At 70.5% G+C, this 15,808-nt stretch carries 12 protein-coding genes; 3 read left to right on the top strand and 9 right to left on the bottom strand.

What is annotated here, in order from left to right; genetic code table 11:
* Positions 1-44 precede the first annotated feature (44 nt).
* From AABA78_RS16250 to AABA78_RS16240, 3 genes are read left to right on the top strand one after another with little or no spacing between them, the layout of a single operon-like run.
* A complete protein-coding gene (locus AABA78_RS16250; RefSeq protein ID WP_338263979.1) occupies positions 45-800 on the top strand; it encodes a GspE/PulE/PilB domain-containing protein in 756 nt (251 codons plus the stop codon).
* Between the two features lie 7 nt (positions 801-807).
* On the top strand, positions 808-2,733 hold the full coding sequence (locus tag AABA78_RS16245; protein WP_338263978.1) for a hypothetical protein: 1,926 nt from the start codon (positions 808-810) through the stop codon (positions 2,731-2,733).
* Complete coding sequence (locus tag AABA78_RS16240; RefSeq protein WP_338263977.1) at positions 2,730-4,853, top strand: hypothetical protein; 2,124 nt, start codon at positions 2,730-2,732, stop codon at positions 4,851-4,853. Before AABA78_RS16245 ends, AABA78_RS16240 begins: the two co-directional genes overlap by 4 nt.
* 1 nt (position 4,854) lies before the next feature.
* Here the strand turns inward: AABA78_RS16240 and AABA78_RS16235 are convergent, their stop codons facing one another.
* The 9 genes from AABA78_RS16235 to tssK are packed head-to-tail and all read right to left on the bottom strand — an operon-like array spanning position 4,855 to position 15,776.
* Positions 4,855-5,361, bottom strand: a complete 507-nt coding sequence (locus AABA78_RS16235; protein WP_338263976.1) for a hypothetical protein — start codon at positions 5,359-5,361, stop codon at positions 4,855-4,857.
* Positions 5,358-9,179: a type VI secretion IcmF C-terminal domain-containing protein gene (locus tag AABA78_RS16230; RefSeq protein WP_338263975.1), complete on the bottom strand. Its 3,822-nt coding sequence runs from the start codon at positions 9,177-9,179 to the stop codon at positions 5,358-5,360. The genes AABA78_RS16235 and AABA78_RS16230 overlap by 4 nt, the downstream gene beginning before the upstream one ends.
* Before the next feature lie 2 nt (positions 9,180-9,181).
* Positions 9,182-9,499 carry a hypothetical protein gene (locus tag AABA78_RS16225; RefSeq protein WP_338263974.1) on the bottom strand — a complete coding sequence of 106 codons (318 nt, stop codon included), beginning with the start codon at positions 9,497-9,499 and terminating at the stop codon, positions 9,182-9,184.
* On the bottom strand, positions 9,496-10,137 hold the full coding sequence (locus AABA78_RS16220) for a DotU family type IV/VI secretion system protein (RefSeq protein ID WP_338263973.1): 642 nt from the start codon (positions 10,135-10,137) through the stop codon (positions 9,496-9,498). The genes AABA78_RS16225 and AABA78_RS16220 overlap by 4 nt, the downstream gene beginning before the upstream one ends.
* Before the next feature lie 12 nt (positions 10,138-10,149).
* Positions 10,150-11,796: a type VI secretion system baseplate subunit TssF gene (locus AABA78_RS16215; RefSeq protein WP_171416747.1), complete on the bottom strand. Its 1,647-nt coding sequence runs from the start codon at positions 11,794-11,796 to the stop codon at positions 10,150-10,152.
* Positions 11,797-11,839: 43 nt separating this feature from the next.
* Positions 11,840-12,442, bottom strand: a complete 603-nt coding sequence (locus AABA78_RS16210) for a hypothetical protein (protein WP_338263972.1) — start codon at positions 12,440-12,442, stop codon at positions 11,840-11,842.
* Between the two features lie 15 nt (positions 12,443-12,457).
* Positions 12,458-14,131, bottom strand: a complete 1,674-nt coding sequence (locus AABA78_RS16205) for a hypothetical protein (protein WP_338263971.1) — start codon at positions 14,129-14,131, stop codon at positions 12,458-12,460.
* Positions 14,131-14,520, bottom strand: coding sequence for a GPW/gp25 family protein (locus AABA78_RS16200; protein ID WP_171416733.1), 390 nt, complete (start codon positions 14,518-14,520; stop codon positions 14,131-14,133). Before AABA78_RS16200 ends, AABA78_RS16205 begins: the two co-directional genes overlap by 1 nt.
* A gap of 5 nt (positions 14,521-14,525) precedes the next feature.
* A complete protein-coding gene (tssK, locus tag AABA78_RS16195) occupies positions 14,526-15,776 on the bottom strand; it encodes a type VI secretion system baseplate subunit TssK (RefSeq protein ID WP_338263970.1) in 1,251 nt (416 codons plus the stop codon).
* Positions 15,777-15,808: the final 32 nt, after the last annotated feature.

The following is a 15,808-nucleotide window of genomic DNA, read 5'->3' as shown; positions in this document are numbered from 1 at the left end:
ACCGAAAGCCTGGGGGCGGCCCAGCGCTGCTATGCTGCCCGGCCGTGACTGCTCCCCCCTCTGTTCCTCCCGGCCCGGGCCCCAACCGCAAGCGGCGGCTGGGGGAGATCCTGATGGACGCCGGCCTGCTCACCGAAACCCAGCTGCGCAGCGCGCTCGCCGAGCAGCGCAAGTGGGGCGGCCGGCTGGGCCTCACGCTGGTGCAGATGGGCGTCGTGGACGAAAGCTCCATGGTGCACGCCCTGTCGCGGCAGCTGGCCATCCCCACGGTGGACCTGGACAAGCACCTCCCCGTCCCGTCCGCCCTCCAGGCGCTGCGCGTGGACATCGCCGAGCGCTACACCGTCTTCCCCATCGCCTACGAGCCCGGCACCAAGACGCTCACCGTGGCCACGTCGGATCCCACCAACGTGGAGTCCCTCCAGGAGCTGGCCTTCCACTCGGGCCAGAAGCTCCAGGTGGTGGTGGCGACGGCGTCCTCCATCGAGCGCGCCATCCGGCACCACTACCACGGGGAGGTCACCTCCACGGCCGCCACGCCGCTGAGCTTCGGCATGGACGAGGCCACCTTCGAACTGGCCCCGCCGCAGCCCGAGAGCGCCCCGCCCCCGCGCACCCCCACGCCGCCGCCCGTGGTGCGCGACGCGGAGCTGACGTCGAAGGTGGAGGCGCTCACGCAGCAGGTGGCGGACCTGGAGCGCATGGTGGCGCAGCAGGCCCGCGTGATGCGCGCGATGATGGACGCGCTGGAGGCCCGGGGCGCGTTGACCCGCGAGGAGGTCCAGGCGAAGGCCCGGTAGGCACGGCATGGCGCTCCCCTTCTCCGAAAAGCTGAAGCTGGAGCTGACCGTCACCGCGGGCGAGCAGCCGTACGCCATCCCCGGCGGACAGGTGAAGGACTTCTCGCTGCGGATGACGCCCACGGGCTTCCGCTGCACGCTGACCTTCTGGACGGCGCTGGAGAAGGCGGACGCGGCGCTGTTCACCGCGTTCAGCAAGCCGGACCTGGTGCGGGTGCGGCTGGCGCTGTCCGGCGTGTACGACCCGCCGCCCGCCCCGCTGGTGGTGCAGGGCATCGTCACGGAGAAGCGCGTCAGCGGCACCGCGCACGGCGACAAGGACAGCGTGGCGGTGGCCTTCCGCCAGTACACGGTGACCTTCGAGGACCCCGCGCGGGTGCTCTGGAAGCAGCACCGCCCGGTGGAGCTGCACACGGCGAAGAAGCTGTCGGAACTGCTGGACGCGCACAAGCCCGGCGGCCTGCTGCTCACCTACGACTGGGACGCGCTGGAAGAGAAGCACGCGATGGTGTGCCTGGGCATCGGTGATGACCACCCGGCTGCCAGCTTCTACGACTTCGTCCTCTGGTTCGTGGACACGCGCGGCGGCGTGCTCACGTACGACAGCCTCAGCGACACGTACACCTTCTCCGCGAAGAAACCGGCGGTGGGCGCCGTCACCGGGCTCAGCCGCAAGCACGTGGCGCGCGTGGACGTGGAGCTGCCGCCGGTCATCCGCCACAGCGCGCGGGTTCTGAATGGCTTCGGGGCCGGCGCGACCACGGTGGCGCTGGAGCAGTCCCAGGCGGTGGCGGGCATCCAGCACGACGTGCTGGTGCGCACACCCATCGCGGCGGAGGCTGAGCAGCGCCAGTCGCTGGAGAAGGAGCGCCTGCGCGTGCGCAAGCGGCGCCTGCGGCTGACGTTCCTCGACGTGCCGCCCATCGCGCTGCACCCGGGCGCGTTGCTCAAGCTGGACGGCGGGCGGTGGAGCCCGGGCCTCACGGGCCTGGGGGAAGACCTGCGCGTGGCGGAGCTGTCCTTCGACGGCGCGGGGCTCCAGGCCGGCCCGCACGACGGCCAGCAGGACGAGATGGAGGGCTACCAGGTCACCCTGTCCGTGCTGCTGGAGCAGAAGTCAGATCCGGTGCCGGAGCTGCCCGCGTACCGGCCGCCCCGCTACCCCATCTACGTCGAGGGCAAGGTGCACAGCCCCGGCGGCGAGGCCACGGACCGCATCTACCTCCAGGTGGATGATCAGAAGACGTCCGTGACGAACTACCGGGTGGCGATCCCGCTGTGGAACAAGACGGTGAGCGTGCCGGCGGAGCCCAACCAGTTCCCGGGGACGTTCTACTTCCCTCCGTACAAGAACGAGCGGGCGCTCATCGGGCTGCACTTCGACCGCGCGGAGCTGCACCGCTTCCTGGACTGGGGCGAAGGCGTGCGCATGCCCCAGGACAGCCAGGGCGATCAGATCCTCTTCGGCAAGAACGGCGCGAACCAGACGGCGCTGACGCACGACTTCCAGGACAACAAGCCGGTGTGGAACCTGGGGCGGGTGAACGCCAACGACACGGAGATCATCCGCCTGTCGGAAGGCCACCTCCTCATCCAGACGAAGGAGAACCCCGGCGGCGCCACCACCACGCCCACGTATGACGTGACGCCGCAGGTGGAGACGGCGAAGGGCGACCTCACCGCGGGCGTGGACGGCGCGGTGAGCGGCGCGACGGCGGCCTACAAGGAGTCCATGGCGGCGGTGAACGCGAAGCTGAACGCGGCGACGGAGGAGACGGGCGCGGCCCTCGCCGCCGCGGAGGCCCAGGTGAAGGGCAAGGCCGCCGAGTCCCGCGCCAAGCTGACCGGCGCGCTCAATGGCGTGGATGGGCAGACGGGCGCCCTCTCCGGCGCCGCCGCGGATGCCAAGGCCGCGCTCGCGGGGCTGAAATGAACGAGCTGCGCGCGACGGTGGCGAAGCACAAGTCGACCGTGGAGGGCTTCGGCTCCGGCATCACGCCGCGCCTGTCCACCGCGAAGGGCGAGGTGGAGACCCTGGTCCAGGGCGTCGTGGAGCAGGTCGCCGCGCTGCGCCCGTCCATCTCCGGGGCGCTGGGCGGACTGCTCGCGCAGGTGAACGCGGCGAACGTGACGCTGGCGGACCCCTCCCCCCGCTTCGACGCGCTGGCCACGGAGGTGCAGGGCCACCAGCAGGCGCTGACCGCCTCCAGCACGACGGCGCGCACGCAGGCGGAGGCGCTGGGCCAGGAGGCGACGGCGAAGAGCCAGGGGATGGAGGCGCAGGCGAAGTCCTCCGCCGAGTCCTCGCAAGGACAGCTCACCGCGCTCCAGCAGCAGGTGGCCCAGAAGTGCGACGCGGACAAGAAGTCCTTCGACGCGAAGCTCGCGAAGCGCAATGGCCCCAGGGAGGAGACGGAGGCCCGCCGCGCGCAGGGCTACGCGCTGATCGAGCAGACCCGCTCGCAGCTCACGCAGGACCTCACGGGCGTGGGGTCGACGATCGCGGCGGCGCTGGCGGCGGTGCTGGTGCGGCTGGCCACCTCCCGCGACGCGGCGACGGGCCGGAGCACGCAGCTCACCTCCACCCTGGACGGCGTGGTGAAGGACCCCGTGAGCGCGCTGGCGGCGCTGCACCGGGAGATCGCCAACGCGGGCAAGACGACGAAGGACGCCCACCAGCAGCAGCAGTCCACGCTGGAGGCACAGCGCAAGTCGCTGGTGGATCAGCTGATGGCCGCTGCCACGGCGGCGGCCGCCATCGTGGACCCGCTGGACACCCAGGTGGCCCCGTCGCTGACGGCGGGCAAGACGCAGGCGGACGGGGCGCTGGACACGCTGGGCAAGACGATCGCCGGGCAGGTGGCCAGCGTCACGGCGCAGCTCACGGCGGTGGAGAAGCTCATCGACCAGGTGCAGCAGCAGGTGGAGGCCGCCATCACCACGGTGAGCGGCACCATCGACGGCCTGGTGCAGGGCGCGCTCACGGCGGTGGAGACCGTCAAGGCGCCGCTGAAGGCGACGCTGGACGCGGCGTTCACCACGCTGGACACCCTGGTCGCGACGGTCAGCGCCCTCAAGCAGCAGGTGATGGCGCTGTTCGAGGTGCTGCCCCAGAAGCTGGAGCAGCTCCAGACCCTCTTCCAGCAGATCGTCGGTTCACTGGAGGCGCTGCTGGAGCGCGCCATGGGCCTGCTGGACGCCATCCCGGCCGCGGACCTGCCCAAGCCGCTGGTGAGCCCCGCGGTGCAGGGCATCACGCAGGTGGTGACGCAGATCACCACGCAGCTGGGGACGCTCTCCTCCCAGGTGGGCACGCAGCTCCAGTCGGTGCAGCAGACCATCGTCTCCCAGGTGGAGACGGTGCAGACCCAGGCGCAGACGCAGATCGACACGGCCACGACCCAGGCCGTGACGCAGATGGGCACGCTCACCGACTCCATCCTCCAGGGCATCGAGCAGGCCACCGCGCAGGTGGGGCAGATCATCGCCGCGGCCGTCACGCAGATCGGCACCGTGAAGGACCAGGGCGTGCAGCAGATTGAAGCCATGAAGCAGCAGGTGGCCGCCCGCGTGACGCCCCTGGACACGCAGGTGCCCCAGCGCCTGGAGGCCCTGGACGCGCAGGTGGGCTCCGGCATCGACGCGGCCGTGCAGGGCATGCGGACGGCGCGGGACTCGGCGGAGGGCCAGGTGACGTCCGCGAAGGGCCGGCTGGACTCGCACCTGGGCACGACGAACACGTCCGTGACGGGCGGGCTGACGTCGCTGGAGCAGGCCCGCGCGGGCGCGGAGACGTCGCTCGCCTCCCAGGCGGATCAGGCGCTCGCGGCCTTCAAGCAGCGCGCGGAGGGCCTGAAGTCGGGCGCCCAGACGCAGGTGGACTCCGTCTCCACCCAGGCCACGACGCAGAAGCCGCAGCTCCTCTCCCCGCTCGATGCGATTGGCGCCCAGCTCCAGGGCGGTGCCTTCGCGAAGCCGGTGACGGCGGCGAACGGCCGGGTGACGTCCGCGCTGAACGCGCTGGGCCCGAAGCTGGACGCGCTCGCGTCGTAGCCTACTTGGGGGAGGCCAGGGACATCGGCGGCTCGGCCTTGGGCGCGGCCGGGGCCTTGGGGGCTTCGGGCGGGGGCGGCGTGGTGGAGTCCTGCGCCGGGACGCTCTTGGGCAGGTCCGTGCGGATGCGGCTCTCCTGCAGCTCGATGTCCACCGTCTTGGGCACCGGCACGTCCAGCAGCGCCTGCCAGGCGCCGTTGGGCGTGGTGAAGAGGAAGCTCACCGCCACCGCCTGCTCCGGCGGCAGGGGGATCTTCACCTGCTTCGTGCGGCTCGGGTAGATGACCACCGTCTGGAGCACGGACTCGTCCGGGCTGATGACCTTGGCCGCGACGTCCGCGTAGCCCTCCGTCATCGTCGTCTTCGACACCGTGCGCACGAGCATGTACAGCGGCCGGCCCTGGTTGGTGCCCGCCGGCGCCTTGACGTTCACCGTCAGGCTGGGCGCCGCGCAGCTGCCCACCACCACCGCCGTCACCAGCCCCGCCGCCAGCCTCACGCCCTTCATGGCACCACCCCACGGAATGGCGCCCAAGGCTCGCCGCGCAGCCCGAAACTGATCTCCAGCACCTTCTCGTTCGCCGCCAGCCCGCGCCCCGGCAGCACCCACACCACGTTCGACTGGTCCGTCAGCGTCGCGGACTCCAGCAGGCGGAAGCAGTTCCAGGACGACTCGGACATCTCCATGGAGCGGTAGCGCTTCCCGTCCCGCGACGGCGAGCGCAGCTCCACGCCGATGGACGACGGCTGCGGGCTCCACCAGCTCAGGGGGAACTCACCCCAGGCCGGCCGCTGGTTGAAGCCGAACGACGCCGCCCCGCCGCACTTCAGGTACGACAGCGTCACGAAGCTGTCCGGCGTGGGCGCCGTCGGCAGCGGCAGCGGACGCACCTGCATCGCGAGGGGCCGCGGCTTGCCCTCGTCGTCCCACAGGAGCTTTGACAGGCGGCCCAGCTGGCCCAGCGCGGAGAGCATGCGCGGCGGCAGGAGCAGCCGCGACTTCAGCGGATAGCGGATCGACCAGTCCGACCCGCGCTCCTCCACCACCGGCGACAGCACCTGGGTGACGAACTGCCAGAAGGCCCCGTCCTTGCGGCGCAGCACCTCCAGCTCCACCGGATCCACTTCCTGCGACGCGCTGGGGTTGAACGGATAGCGCTTCACCAGCGGATCCAGCGTGCGGCGGGCCTGGTACGTCCACTGCTCCGCGATGACGCGCTCCAGCTCCGCGCGGCCCCGGTTGCGCACGACGATGAAGGGCTGGCGGAACGGCAGCCGGAACTCGCCCACCAGGCCGTGCTGATCCAGCCACGCGTCCACCCGGCGCAGGTACGAGTCCTCCTCCTCCAGCAGCATGCTCAGCGCCACCCGCCCCACCGGCGACAGCATCTCCGCCAGCTGCGAGCCCGCCGAGGACGCCGTCGCGCCAGCCGGAGCCGCGGGGTCCTTGGGCGCGGCGGGCTTCACCGGCGCGGGCTTTACCCCGGACAGCTCCTGCTGAAGCTGCGACACCAGCGTGGTGTAGGCCGCCAGCTCCGTGAGCGCGCCGGCCTTGTCCGGCGTCATCAACTGCACCACCGGCTTGAAGGGCGCCACCGCCTCGCGCATCGGCGCGTAGTACTCGCTCTCCAGCGGCCCCACGCCCGCCCGGACCGCCACGTCGCGCAGCATCGCCTCCAGCGGGGAGGACGGCTGCAGCAGCACGGACAGGTCGCTGGCCAGCGAGCCGCGCGGCGTGGTGCGGAAGCGGTAGCCCCGGTAGGTCGCGTAGAGGTCCTGGCCGTAGCGCTTCGCGAACGTCTGCACCTTGCCCTGCACGAAGGTGGCGCGCTCCACGGCCTCCTCGCGCGACAGGCTCGACTTGGCCAGCCGCTCCGTGAACTCGTCCACCAGGGGGCTCAGCTGCGCGTCGAAGGCGGCCTTGCCCAGCACGCGGCCCACCACCGGGGCCTGCCCGCTGGTGAACTCCGTGTCGTCGTCCCCCACTCCCTCGGAGGCGACCTCGGACGTCGTCTCACCCGTGCGCGGGTTGAGCGCGTTGCCGTCGAACGGCGTGCGGCCCGTCTCCTTCAGCGTGCGCAGCACCTTGTCCAGCAGCTGCCGCGACACGTCCATCGGGCGGAACTCGTAGTCGCGCCGGAGCACCTCCACCGAGTAGCGCGCGTCGCCGTCGCTGGGGGCGAAGAGGCCGTCCGCGCGGGTGAGCAGCTCCGCGGGCGTCATGCGGGCGGCGGCGCGCAGGGCGGCGTCCGCTTCGTCCTCCATGCGCAGGATGGCCTCCAGCGTCTGGCGGTTCTGGCGCAGCCAGTCGAGCGAGTCCAGCAGGCTGCCCACGCCCTTGAGCTGGCTGGCGTCCGGCTCCGCGTCCGACGCGTTGATGAGGTCCATCACCTTGCGGGCGGAGCTGTACGGCGCCGTCTCCACCAGCGAGGCGCGCAGCCGCTCGCGATCGTCGCCGAGCGCGCGCCACCGGGCCAGGTCCAGCTCCTTCGCGGCCAGCGCGTCCTGCAGCTGCGTGAAGTGGTCGCGCCACGGGCCCAGCAGGCCGTCCATCGTCAGGTAGGAGAAGGGCCAGCGCGTCCAGGGGACGTTCTCGTCGAAGGGCTTGTCGCTGGCGATGACGTAGTTGGCGATCATCGGCTCCGCCAAGCCCATCGCATCCAGCCAGTTGGGCTCCTGGTCCGTAGCCCCCGCCAGGCTCAGCCCGAAGGCCTCCGCCGTCCACCCCAGCTGCTTCTTGTGCGCGCCGTGCACGCTGCGCAGCACGAACTGGCCCAGGTCCTCGTTGCGCGAGGCGTAGAGCACGCCCAGCGTGTAGAGCACCTGCTCCGGCCGGCAGAGCGTCTCCTGGTGGCAGCCGTCATCCACGCGGGACGCCGGGGTCAGCGGCGTGGCGCGCGTGCTCCGGCTGGCGAACGCGGGCGCGGGCTGGCAGCCGGGAATCTCGCTCGCGCAGCGCCGGCACTGGTCCTGGCACTTCTCCAGCATCGGCTTCAGGTAGGACATCCGGATGCTGCGCGCGAGCCGGGCCCGCAGCTCCTCCCACTCGTCGGTGAAGCTGTGGGCCAGGGGCGGCCAGTAGCGCGTGGCGCCCCAGAGGTCCTCCATCGCCCGGACCGCGTCGTTCGTCTGGGACTCCACCACGGAGCCGGACACGCTCTGGTTGCGCTCCTCCAGCCGCTGCACCGTCACCTGGAACGCGTCCAGCTTGTCCTGCGCGCGCAAGAGCAGCCGGTAGAAGTGCGCGTAGGCCAGCAGCACCGGCAGGCAGCCCACCGCGATGATGGCCGCGCACCGGCGCAGGTGCGTCCAGCGGTAGTCCCGGACCAGCTGCTCCACCGGTTGATCCGCCTGCACCGCCAGCGCCCCGGTCGGCGGGACGTCCTTGCCCTTCGACGCCAGGTAGACGCGCTGGAGGTTCAGCGGGTACGCCAGCGAGCCGCCCTCCACCAGCGTGGACACGAAGCGCCCCAGCACCGCGAAGGCCTCGCCGCCGAGCGCGTAGAAGGACGCCAGCCGCTCGAACGCGTCCGGCGCCAGGGAGGTGAGCCCCAGCGCCAGGTACTTCTCCATGGGCTGGAGCGCGTTCGCCAGCTCCCCTTCCCTGCCGGCCGGCGGCACCGCCAGCTGCAGCGGCACGCCGTTCGCGCGCAACAGCTGCGCGAAGTCCGCGTAGCCGTCCAGCCTGTCCATGTGCGTGAGGACCAGCCGCGTCTCCACGGGCGCCTGACACACCTCCGACAGGAGGTTGATCTTGCCGCGCAGGAGCTGGGTGACGCGCTTCACCTCGTCCGGAGAGGTCTCCAGCAGCCAGTTCACCTTCAGGACGATGACGACCCGGCCCACGTGCTTGCGCCCGAAGGTGGCCCTCCACAGCCGGCGCAGCGCGCGCCGCGCGTGGTGCGAGTCGTCCTCCAGCACGGGCGCGGCCAGCTCCTGCACCACGACCTCCGGCCCCAGGAAGATCTTGAGGAGCGGGTCGTCCGTGTAGCTGGGCATGAACTGGCGCTTCTGCCGCTCCCAGTCCACCTCCGCTTCAATCAGGTCCGACTTGCCGCTGCCCGCGGGGCCCAGCACCACCAGCGTGGGGAAGTCCCGCACGGACGCGCGGAAGCGCCACGGCAGCTTCGACAGGAACTGCTTGCGGATGGCCAGCAGCTGTCCCGACGCCAGCGGCTTCTGCTCGCCCGCGAGGGACGGCCCGCGCTGCCGCTTGCGCCACCAGAGCGTCACGCCCACGCCAATGGCCGCGAGCACCACCACGATGCCCAACACGAGCACCCAGTGGGCCTTCAGTGCGGCCAGGATGGACTGGAGCGCGCCCACGGTCAGCCGCCGCTCCTTCCGGCCGGCGTCACGGCGAGCTGGAGTGCTTCCAGCACGTCCTCCGCCTCCTCCAGCGTCGCGGTGAGCTTCGCGCGCAGCTTCTCCTGCTCCAGGGGCGACGGCAGCATCCCGTCCCCGGGCGGATCCAGCGCCACCAGCCCCTCACGCACGGAGTCCAGCAGGGGCTGCACGCCCTCGCGCAAGGATCCCAACTGGGCGCCCACCTGCTGCTCCAGCGCGTCCAGCAGCGCGAGCGTCTTGGGCGGAGCCTTGGGGGCCGGCGCGGCAGGACGGCCGTCGCGTGTCGGGAAGGGCCTCAATTGGAGACCCACCACAGGAAGACCGGCAGGCCCAGGACGATGGCGGCCGTCACGGCGTAGTAGTGCACCGGGAAGTCGTAGACGGTGGGCACCGAGGCCTGCACCACCGGCGCGGGCGGCGCCATGGCGGCCGGCTGCGGGATGCGCTCAGAGATGCGGTCCTTCAGGTCGCGGATGCGCTCCGGCTGCCCCACGAGGCGGCCGGTGAAGCCCGCGGCCAGGCAGAAGCGGATCATTTCGAAGACGATGGAGGGGGTGTCGTTGCGGCGCAACTTCTCTTCCACGAAGTCGTAGAAGAGGTCTCCGCCGGAGTCGACCTGGAACAGGTTCTGCTGCAGGAGCGGCCAGAGATGTTGCTCCGCGTCCGACAGCCGCCGCAGCACCCACTCATCCAGGAAGAAGACGAAGGGGCGGATCAGATCCTCCACCTCGTCCGGGCTCATGTCCGCGCCGAACACGGCGCGCAGGCGCTCCAGCTCCACCATGAGCGCCTGCTCCAGGTGGCCCAGGGCCTCCTGCCCCACCCTGCCCTGCGGCCGGCGCGCACCCGGGGCGGGCTCGGCGGGCAGGGCCCGGTCGAGGAGCTGGCGCACGCGACGCTGCGTGGCCAGGAGAGTGTTCCAATGCTCCAGTTTCATGCGTGTGTTTGTCTATGTTGGAAGCTGTAGCGGCCCCAACCCCGCCACCGAGGCCTTGAGCTCGACGGTCGCCTCGTTGTTCCAAGCATCAAGCAGGTCCCTCAACTGCTCAAGAAAGCAGATGACGACAGGCTCGAAGCTCTGGTCGAAGGGCTCCATCACGGCCTCGTAGGCGTGCCGGAGCCCCGACCCCTTGAGCGCGCTGTCGGGCACGACACTGAACTTCAACTCCTTGAGCCACGGAAGGACGCGGCGGAACGGGCTCTCCGCCGGGGTCCCCAGGTGACCCAGCAGGGCGACCACCTCGTCCCGCCCCAGCGTGGGCTTCGCCTTCCATGCGAGGAATTGCGTCAACGCCTCCACGTCATCCCGTAGCACGCTGTCGCGGTGGGGCTGGAGGCTGCCCACGGTCTGGAACTTCAGGCCCTCGATGTGGCGGCCCGGCACGGACACCTCCACCCTGCCCGCCGCCTGCGCGGAGAACTGCGGCTGGTGCCACAGCGCCTCCAGGACGATCTTGCGCGGGGCGGTGAACGCCTCCGGCATGCGCACGATGAGGCTCTGCCGGGACGTGAGCTTCTCGTCGAAGGTCTCGTCCACCTCGTAGCTGGGCCCCTTGCCGGGCAGGAACGCGGGCCGCAGCGGGGACAGGCCCGCCTTGGTCATCTCGAAGACGCCCGTCACCGAGTGCAGGCTGAACTCGCGCCCCGCGCTCATGCTGAGGATGGGGTGCTCCGCGCGCGTGCCGTCCGCCACCACCACCTGCGCGGGCTCCGCCTTGAGGTTCACGACCGGCACGGTGAAGAGCTGGAAGAAGTCCGGGTGCAGCGAACGGCCCACCGTCCAGTCCTTGTCCAGGTCCAGGCAGAGGCAGAAGCGCATCCAGGAGTTGCCGCGCGGCGGCGGCACCTTCACGTGCACGAAGAGCTGCTGCTCCGGGAACTGGAAGAACGCGCGCAGGCGCTGGAACGGGTGCGCGTAGAGGCCGCTGTCGTCCGGCGCGGGCGGGTCCCGGTTGAAGGACACCTCGCAGGGGCTGCCCACGGAGTGCTCGTCCGCCTGTTCGTCGTAGACGACGCTCACCTGCTTCAGGTGCTTGCGCAGCGCGTGGAACACCGCCAGCGACGAGCGGTACTCGTCCAGGTGCCGCACGTGCAGGCTGAGCACGTCGATGGCGTCCTTGCGCGCGAAGCGGGACTCGAAGCGCAGGATGAGCCGGTGGCCGCTCCGCACCTGCGGCACCACGTCCGTGCCCTTGAGGAAGATGGGCAGCACGCGCAGGTCGCGCTGGAGACGGAAGGAGCCCGCGACGCCCTCCGCGGGCGTCAGGCGCAGTTCCGTGCCCCGGGTGAGGAGCACCGGCTCCACCATCTTCTCCGTGGGCACGGCCTGCGCCATGGCGGCGGCGGGCACGGGCTCCAGCAGGAAGTCGAAGAAGCCCGCGAACAGCCGGCGCCAGGTGGAGCGCAGGTTGTGCAGCGTGGCGTGCCGCGTCTGCACGGAGAAGAACGCCATCGCCTCGATGAGGCGGCGCACGTCCGGGTCCTCGCGGTCCAACGGAGCCGCCGGGTGTCGCTCCTGGAAGCGCTGACGGAAGCGCTCCAGCCCGTCCAGCTCCGACAGGAAGTCCAGGTAGATCTTCTCCGAGAAGTCCTTCACCGCCCGCTCTCCCGCCGTACGTCGATTGGTGCCATGTGTTGCGTCAGCCCAGCTTCACCAGCGTGCCGCCCACGCTGGTGATGGAGCCCTTCAGGTTCGCCATGCCGGAGCTCTCCAGGTCCAGCTTGCCGGTGCCGGACACCTTGGTCATCGCGCTGGACATCTCCGCCTGGGACTTGCCGGCGAGCTTCAGCGTCACGCCGTCCACCTTCGCCTCGCCGCCGGAGGTCACCATCTCCGCGCCCATGTTGCCCTTCATGGCCAGCTTGGACGTGGCCTCGATGTTCACGTTGGCGCTGGAGGACAGCTTCGCGTCGCTGGTGGCCGTCTGGGTGAGCTTGGCGCTCGTCTTGAGCGTCATGTCCTTGGTGCTCTCCACCGTGAACGTGTCCTGGCTGGTCCACTTGGAGACGCCCTTGGACTTCATCGTGATGGTGTCGGTGTCGAAGGTGAGGTCCTTCACCGTCACGACGATGCTGTCCTGCTTCTGCACGATGGTGCTCGTCTCCTGCTGGCCCTTCACCGTGATGGTGATGCTGGTGCCGTCCATCACGACGGTCTGGGTGATTTGATCATCCGCGTTGTCGACCTGGACGGTGATGCCCTTCACCTTGTCCAGCTCGATCTTGCAAACCAGCGTGCCCATCGGGTCCCTCCCGCCTTACGCGGACTCTTCCTTCACCAGGATGAGCAGGTTGCCTTCCTTGAGCTCGATCTTCTCCGTGTCGCTCTCGTTGGTGCGCATGAGGCGCCACAGCGGCTTGTTGTCCTCGTAGAAGTGCCTCATGGACGTGCCGCTCGTCGTGGTCTTGCCGACGAGCAGGTGCACGCCCTGCCCGTCCGAGGGCAGCCGCGCGCCCGCCCGCCAGTCCAGGTGGCGCTTGAGCCACGCGCGCAGGAAGTCCAGCGCCACCAGCACCCGGGCGCCCTTGTAGGCCGGGAAGTAGAAGTGCCCCGGCTGGAGGTTCGCGTTGAAGGGCACCTGGATGATCTGGTTCGCGAAGAGCGGCAGCTTGACCTTGTAGCTGTCCAGCGAGGTGGCCTCGTCCGTGTACGCCTGCCAGGTCTCGTCCTTCTGCTCGCCCACCTCGCTGACGATGAGCCCCTCCACGAAGCGCGGGTACACCGGCGCGGTGAAGGGCGGCAGGTCCACGTGCTTCTCGTCCTTCTTCTCCAGCCGCGTGGTGAAGGAGACGAGGTAGCGGCTCTCCGGCTTGGGCCGCCGCGCGCCCTCCTCCCCTTCCCCGTCCGGGCCCGCGTCGTCGCCGTCCACGGGCAGCGGCTCCGCGCGCAGGCTCATCCGGCGCACCCGGAAGGTTTCCGTGGACGGCACGCCCGCCGCCTTCCACCCGGCCGTGTCCGGCAGCTTCACCAGCGCGCCCGGGGCGAAGGCCACCGGCGGGAAGCGGTTCCAGTCCAGCTCCACCTCCAGGCCGCGCACCTTGAGGCGCGCGGTCTCCAGCGTCACGCGGGCCTGCACGTCGTCGGCGATGTCCGTGCGCAGCAGCACGTCCTGGCGGATGCCGGTGACGGCCTGGGCGTTGGTGATGGCCTGGTTCTTGGGGCTCTCCGCGGCGGCGTTGAGGATGGCCACGTCGTGGCGCGCCACCTCCGGGAACACCACCGCCACGCGGTCCACGTCCGCCGCGCTCAGCGTGAGCGGCGTGCCGGTGGCGTCCTTCGTCGCGCGCAGCTGGTAGCCCTGCGCCGTGTAGTCGTACGCCAGCACGCCGTCACGCGTGTGCACGAACCAGACGACGAAGTCGTAGAAGCTGGCGCCGGCCTCCGGCGTCAGGCCCAGGAAGATGAGCGGCAGCGTGGCGTCCAGCTGCGCGGCCCAGTCGTTGGCCAGGGAGATCTTGTCGCCCTTGTGCGCGTCCAGCACGTCCTGCAGCGTCTTCTGCGTGTAGAGCACGCACGGGTGGTGCTGCGACCAGAGCAGCCGCGCGGGGTCCACGAAGCGCACGGTGTAGTGCCGGTAGGTGATGCCCGCGCCCTTCACCTGGGCGACGCCCTCCTCAGTGAGGGCCTTGTCCAGCCCCAGCCCCTTCACCTTGAGCGACGTGAAGGTGGGCTTCGTCGCCGTGTCGGAGTGCACGGCCTTGAGCTCCAGCGCCACCTCCACCAGGTCCGGCTTGAGGAAGTCCGCCAGCAGCTTGTCCTGCTTCTGGCCGCCGTGCGCCGTCTCGTCGAGGACGCGGAACTCCACCCGCCCCTCGTGCCCCCAGCCGTGCAGGTCCAGCTCGAACGCGAGCACGTCCGACGAGGGGATGGCGTGCGCCGTCCCGCCGATGGTGAGCGTGAGGCCCAGGTCCAGGCGGTCGGCGAAGGCCATCAGGTGTCCTCCGCCTGCACGCGCACCCGGCCGGTGGTGGAGTGGAACATCAACGTCAGGTGGCACGGCTGTTCGTCGAACGTGCCCTTGCAGTCGAAGTACAGCCACAGCGCGCTGTCGCGGCCGCGCAGCTTCACCTCCGGCTCCGCCAGCCGGGGCTCGTGCTGGGTGATCTCCTGCTGGATCTCCGCGGTGAGCGCCTCCACCAGCTCGCGCGTGCCCAGCTTCTCCGTGTACCCGCCCAGCCCGAAGTCGTGCATGAAGAAGCCGTAGCCCTTCTTCGTGTTGAGCACGGCTTCGATGTTGCGCATCACGTGCTCCAGGCTGTCGCGCACGTTGGCGTGCTGCCTGCGGGCCGCGAACTTGTCCAGGAACGGTGCGCGCGCCATGGCGTCTAGCTCCTCCGCCAGAACAGCGACGTCTGGGCGCCCCGGAGCGCGGGCGTCACGTAGAAGGCCAGGCCGTCCTCGCGCAGCGCGTGCTGCCACTCCTCGCCGTTGCTCAGCAGGTACCAGTCAATCTCCGGCCCCAGCGCGTGCGGGAACGACGGATACGGCACGTGCTTGAAGGGCACACCCTTCAGGGCCTGCCGGCGCACCAGCGGCAGCCGCGAGGGGCTGGCCAGCTTCACGCCGTCCAGCGGCGTGCGCTCCCCGGGCTGGGTGCGCTGCACCAGCAGGTACGCCTCGCTGGCGGAGCGGATCTCCGGCGGCAGCGGCGTGAGCTGGAACTGCCCCTCCTTCGCCTGGAAGGCCTTGTGCGTGGAGCGCGTGGCCTCCGGCTGGAAGCTGCGCTGGAGCAGGCGGATCCACCCGCCCAGGGACTCGTTCAGCCCCTCGTGCTGGTAGACCGGCATCTGGTCGTCCGGGAGCATCTCCAGGTAGCAGCACGCCTCGAAGTACAGCCGGCGCAAGGCGTCGAACAGGTGGTACGGGTGCACGTACACCTGCCGGAACATGTCCCGGCGCAGCGCGATGAGGCGCTGCACCTCGAAGAGGGCCCGGCGCGCGTTGGTGAGCCGGTCCGTGCGCAGGTACGTGTCGGAGATGTTCGTGAGCAGCTGCTGGCGCACCTGATCCAGCAGGTCGTCCAGCGTGGTGAGCAGCTTCTCCAGGAAGGGGTTGGGCCCCACGAGCAGCAGCGCGGGCACCCAGTCCGTGGACGTGTGCCAGGCGCCGTCCTCGTCCTGGGACACGGCGGCCAGCCCCAGCGACGCGACGGTGCCGTCCAGCACCGGCTCCGTGGAGAGTTGCAGCTTGTGCAGCACGCGCTGGAGCACCGGCGGATCATCCGCGTACAGGCGGATGCCCTCCGCGCTGACGGTCTCCTTCATCACGTGCAGGTAGACGATGAACTCCGTCTTGCCCACGGCCTCCAGCGACATGGGCGCGATGACGGCGTTGCCCGGGACGTCCAGCAGGTCCCCGGACTTGGTGACGACGGTGAGCGCGGAGATGGACAGGCTGCCGCTCTGCAGGAGCGACTCGTTCCAGGCCATGTTCGCGACGCCGTAGGACGGCAGGCCGGACAGCGTGGAGTGGAGGCGGATCTCCGCGTCCAGCGCGTCCTCCTGCGCGACGAAATGCTCCGGAAGAAGCGTCTGGCCTACGTGCCAGCGGACCCGTGCGAGCTTGTACCGCTGCATGCGCCGTTCTTTCCTTCCACCCGCCTGACCCA

The sequence above is a fragment of the Corallococcus caeni genome (assembly GCF_036245865.1).
Taxonomy (GTDB): domain Bacteria; phylum Myxococcota; class Myxococcia; order Myxococcales; family Myxococcaceae; genus Corallococcus; species Corallococcus caeni.
This window is presented reverse-complemented; position numbering and strand designations above follow the sequence as displayed.

Coding starts and splice junctions, on each gene's coding strand:
- AABA78_RS16245 (WP_338263978.1), top strand. CDS start 808: ATGGCGCTCCCCTTCTCCGAAAAGCTGAAGCTGGAGCTGACCGTCACC.
- AABA78_RS16240 (WP_338263977.1), top strand. CDS start 2,730: ATGAACGAGCTGCGCGCGACGGTGGCGAAGCACAAGTCGACCGTGGAG.
- AABA78_RS16235 (WP_338263976.1), bottom strand. CDS start 5,361: ATGAAGGGCGTGAGGCTGGCGGCGGGGCTGGTGACGGCGGTGGTGGTG.
- AABA78_RS16220 (WP_338263973.1), bottom strand. CDS start 10,137: ATGAAACTGGAGCATTGGAACACTCTCCTGGCCACGCAGCGTCGCGTG.
- AABA78_RS16210 (WP_338263972.1), bottom strand. CDS start 12,442: ATGGGCACGCTGGTTTGCAAGATCGAGCTGGACAAGGTGAAGGGCATC.
- AABA78_RS16205 (WP_338263971.1), bottom strand. CDS start 14,131: ATGGCCTTCGCCGACCGCCTGGACCTGGGCCTCACGCTCACCATCGGC.
- AABA78_RS16200 (WP_171416733.1), bottom strand. CDS start 14,520: ATGGCGCGCGCACCGTTCCTGGACAAGTTCGCGGCCCGCAGGCAGCAC.
- tssK (WP_338263970.1), bottom strand. CDS start 15,776: ATGCAGCGGTACAAGCTCGCACGGGTCCGCTGGCACGTAGGCCAGACG.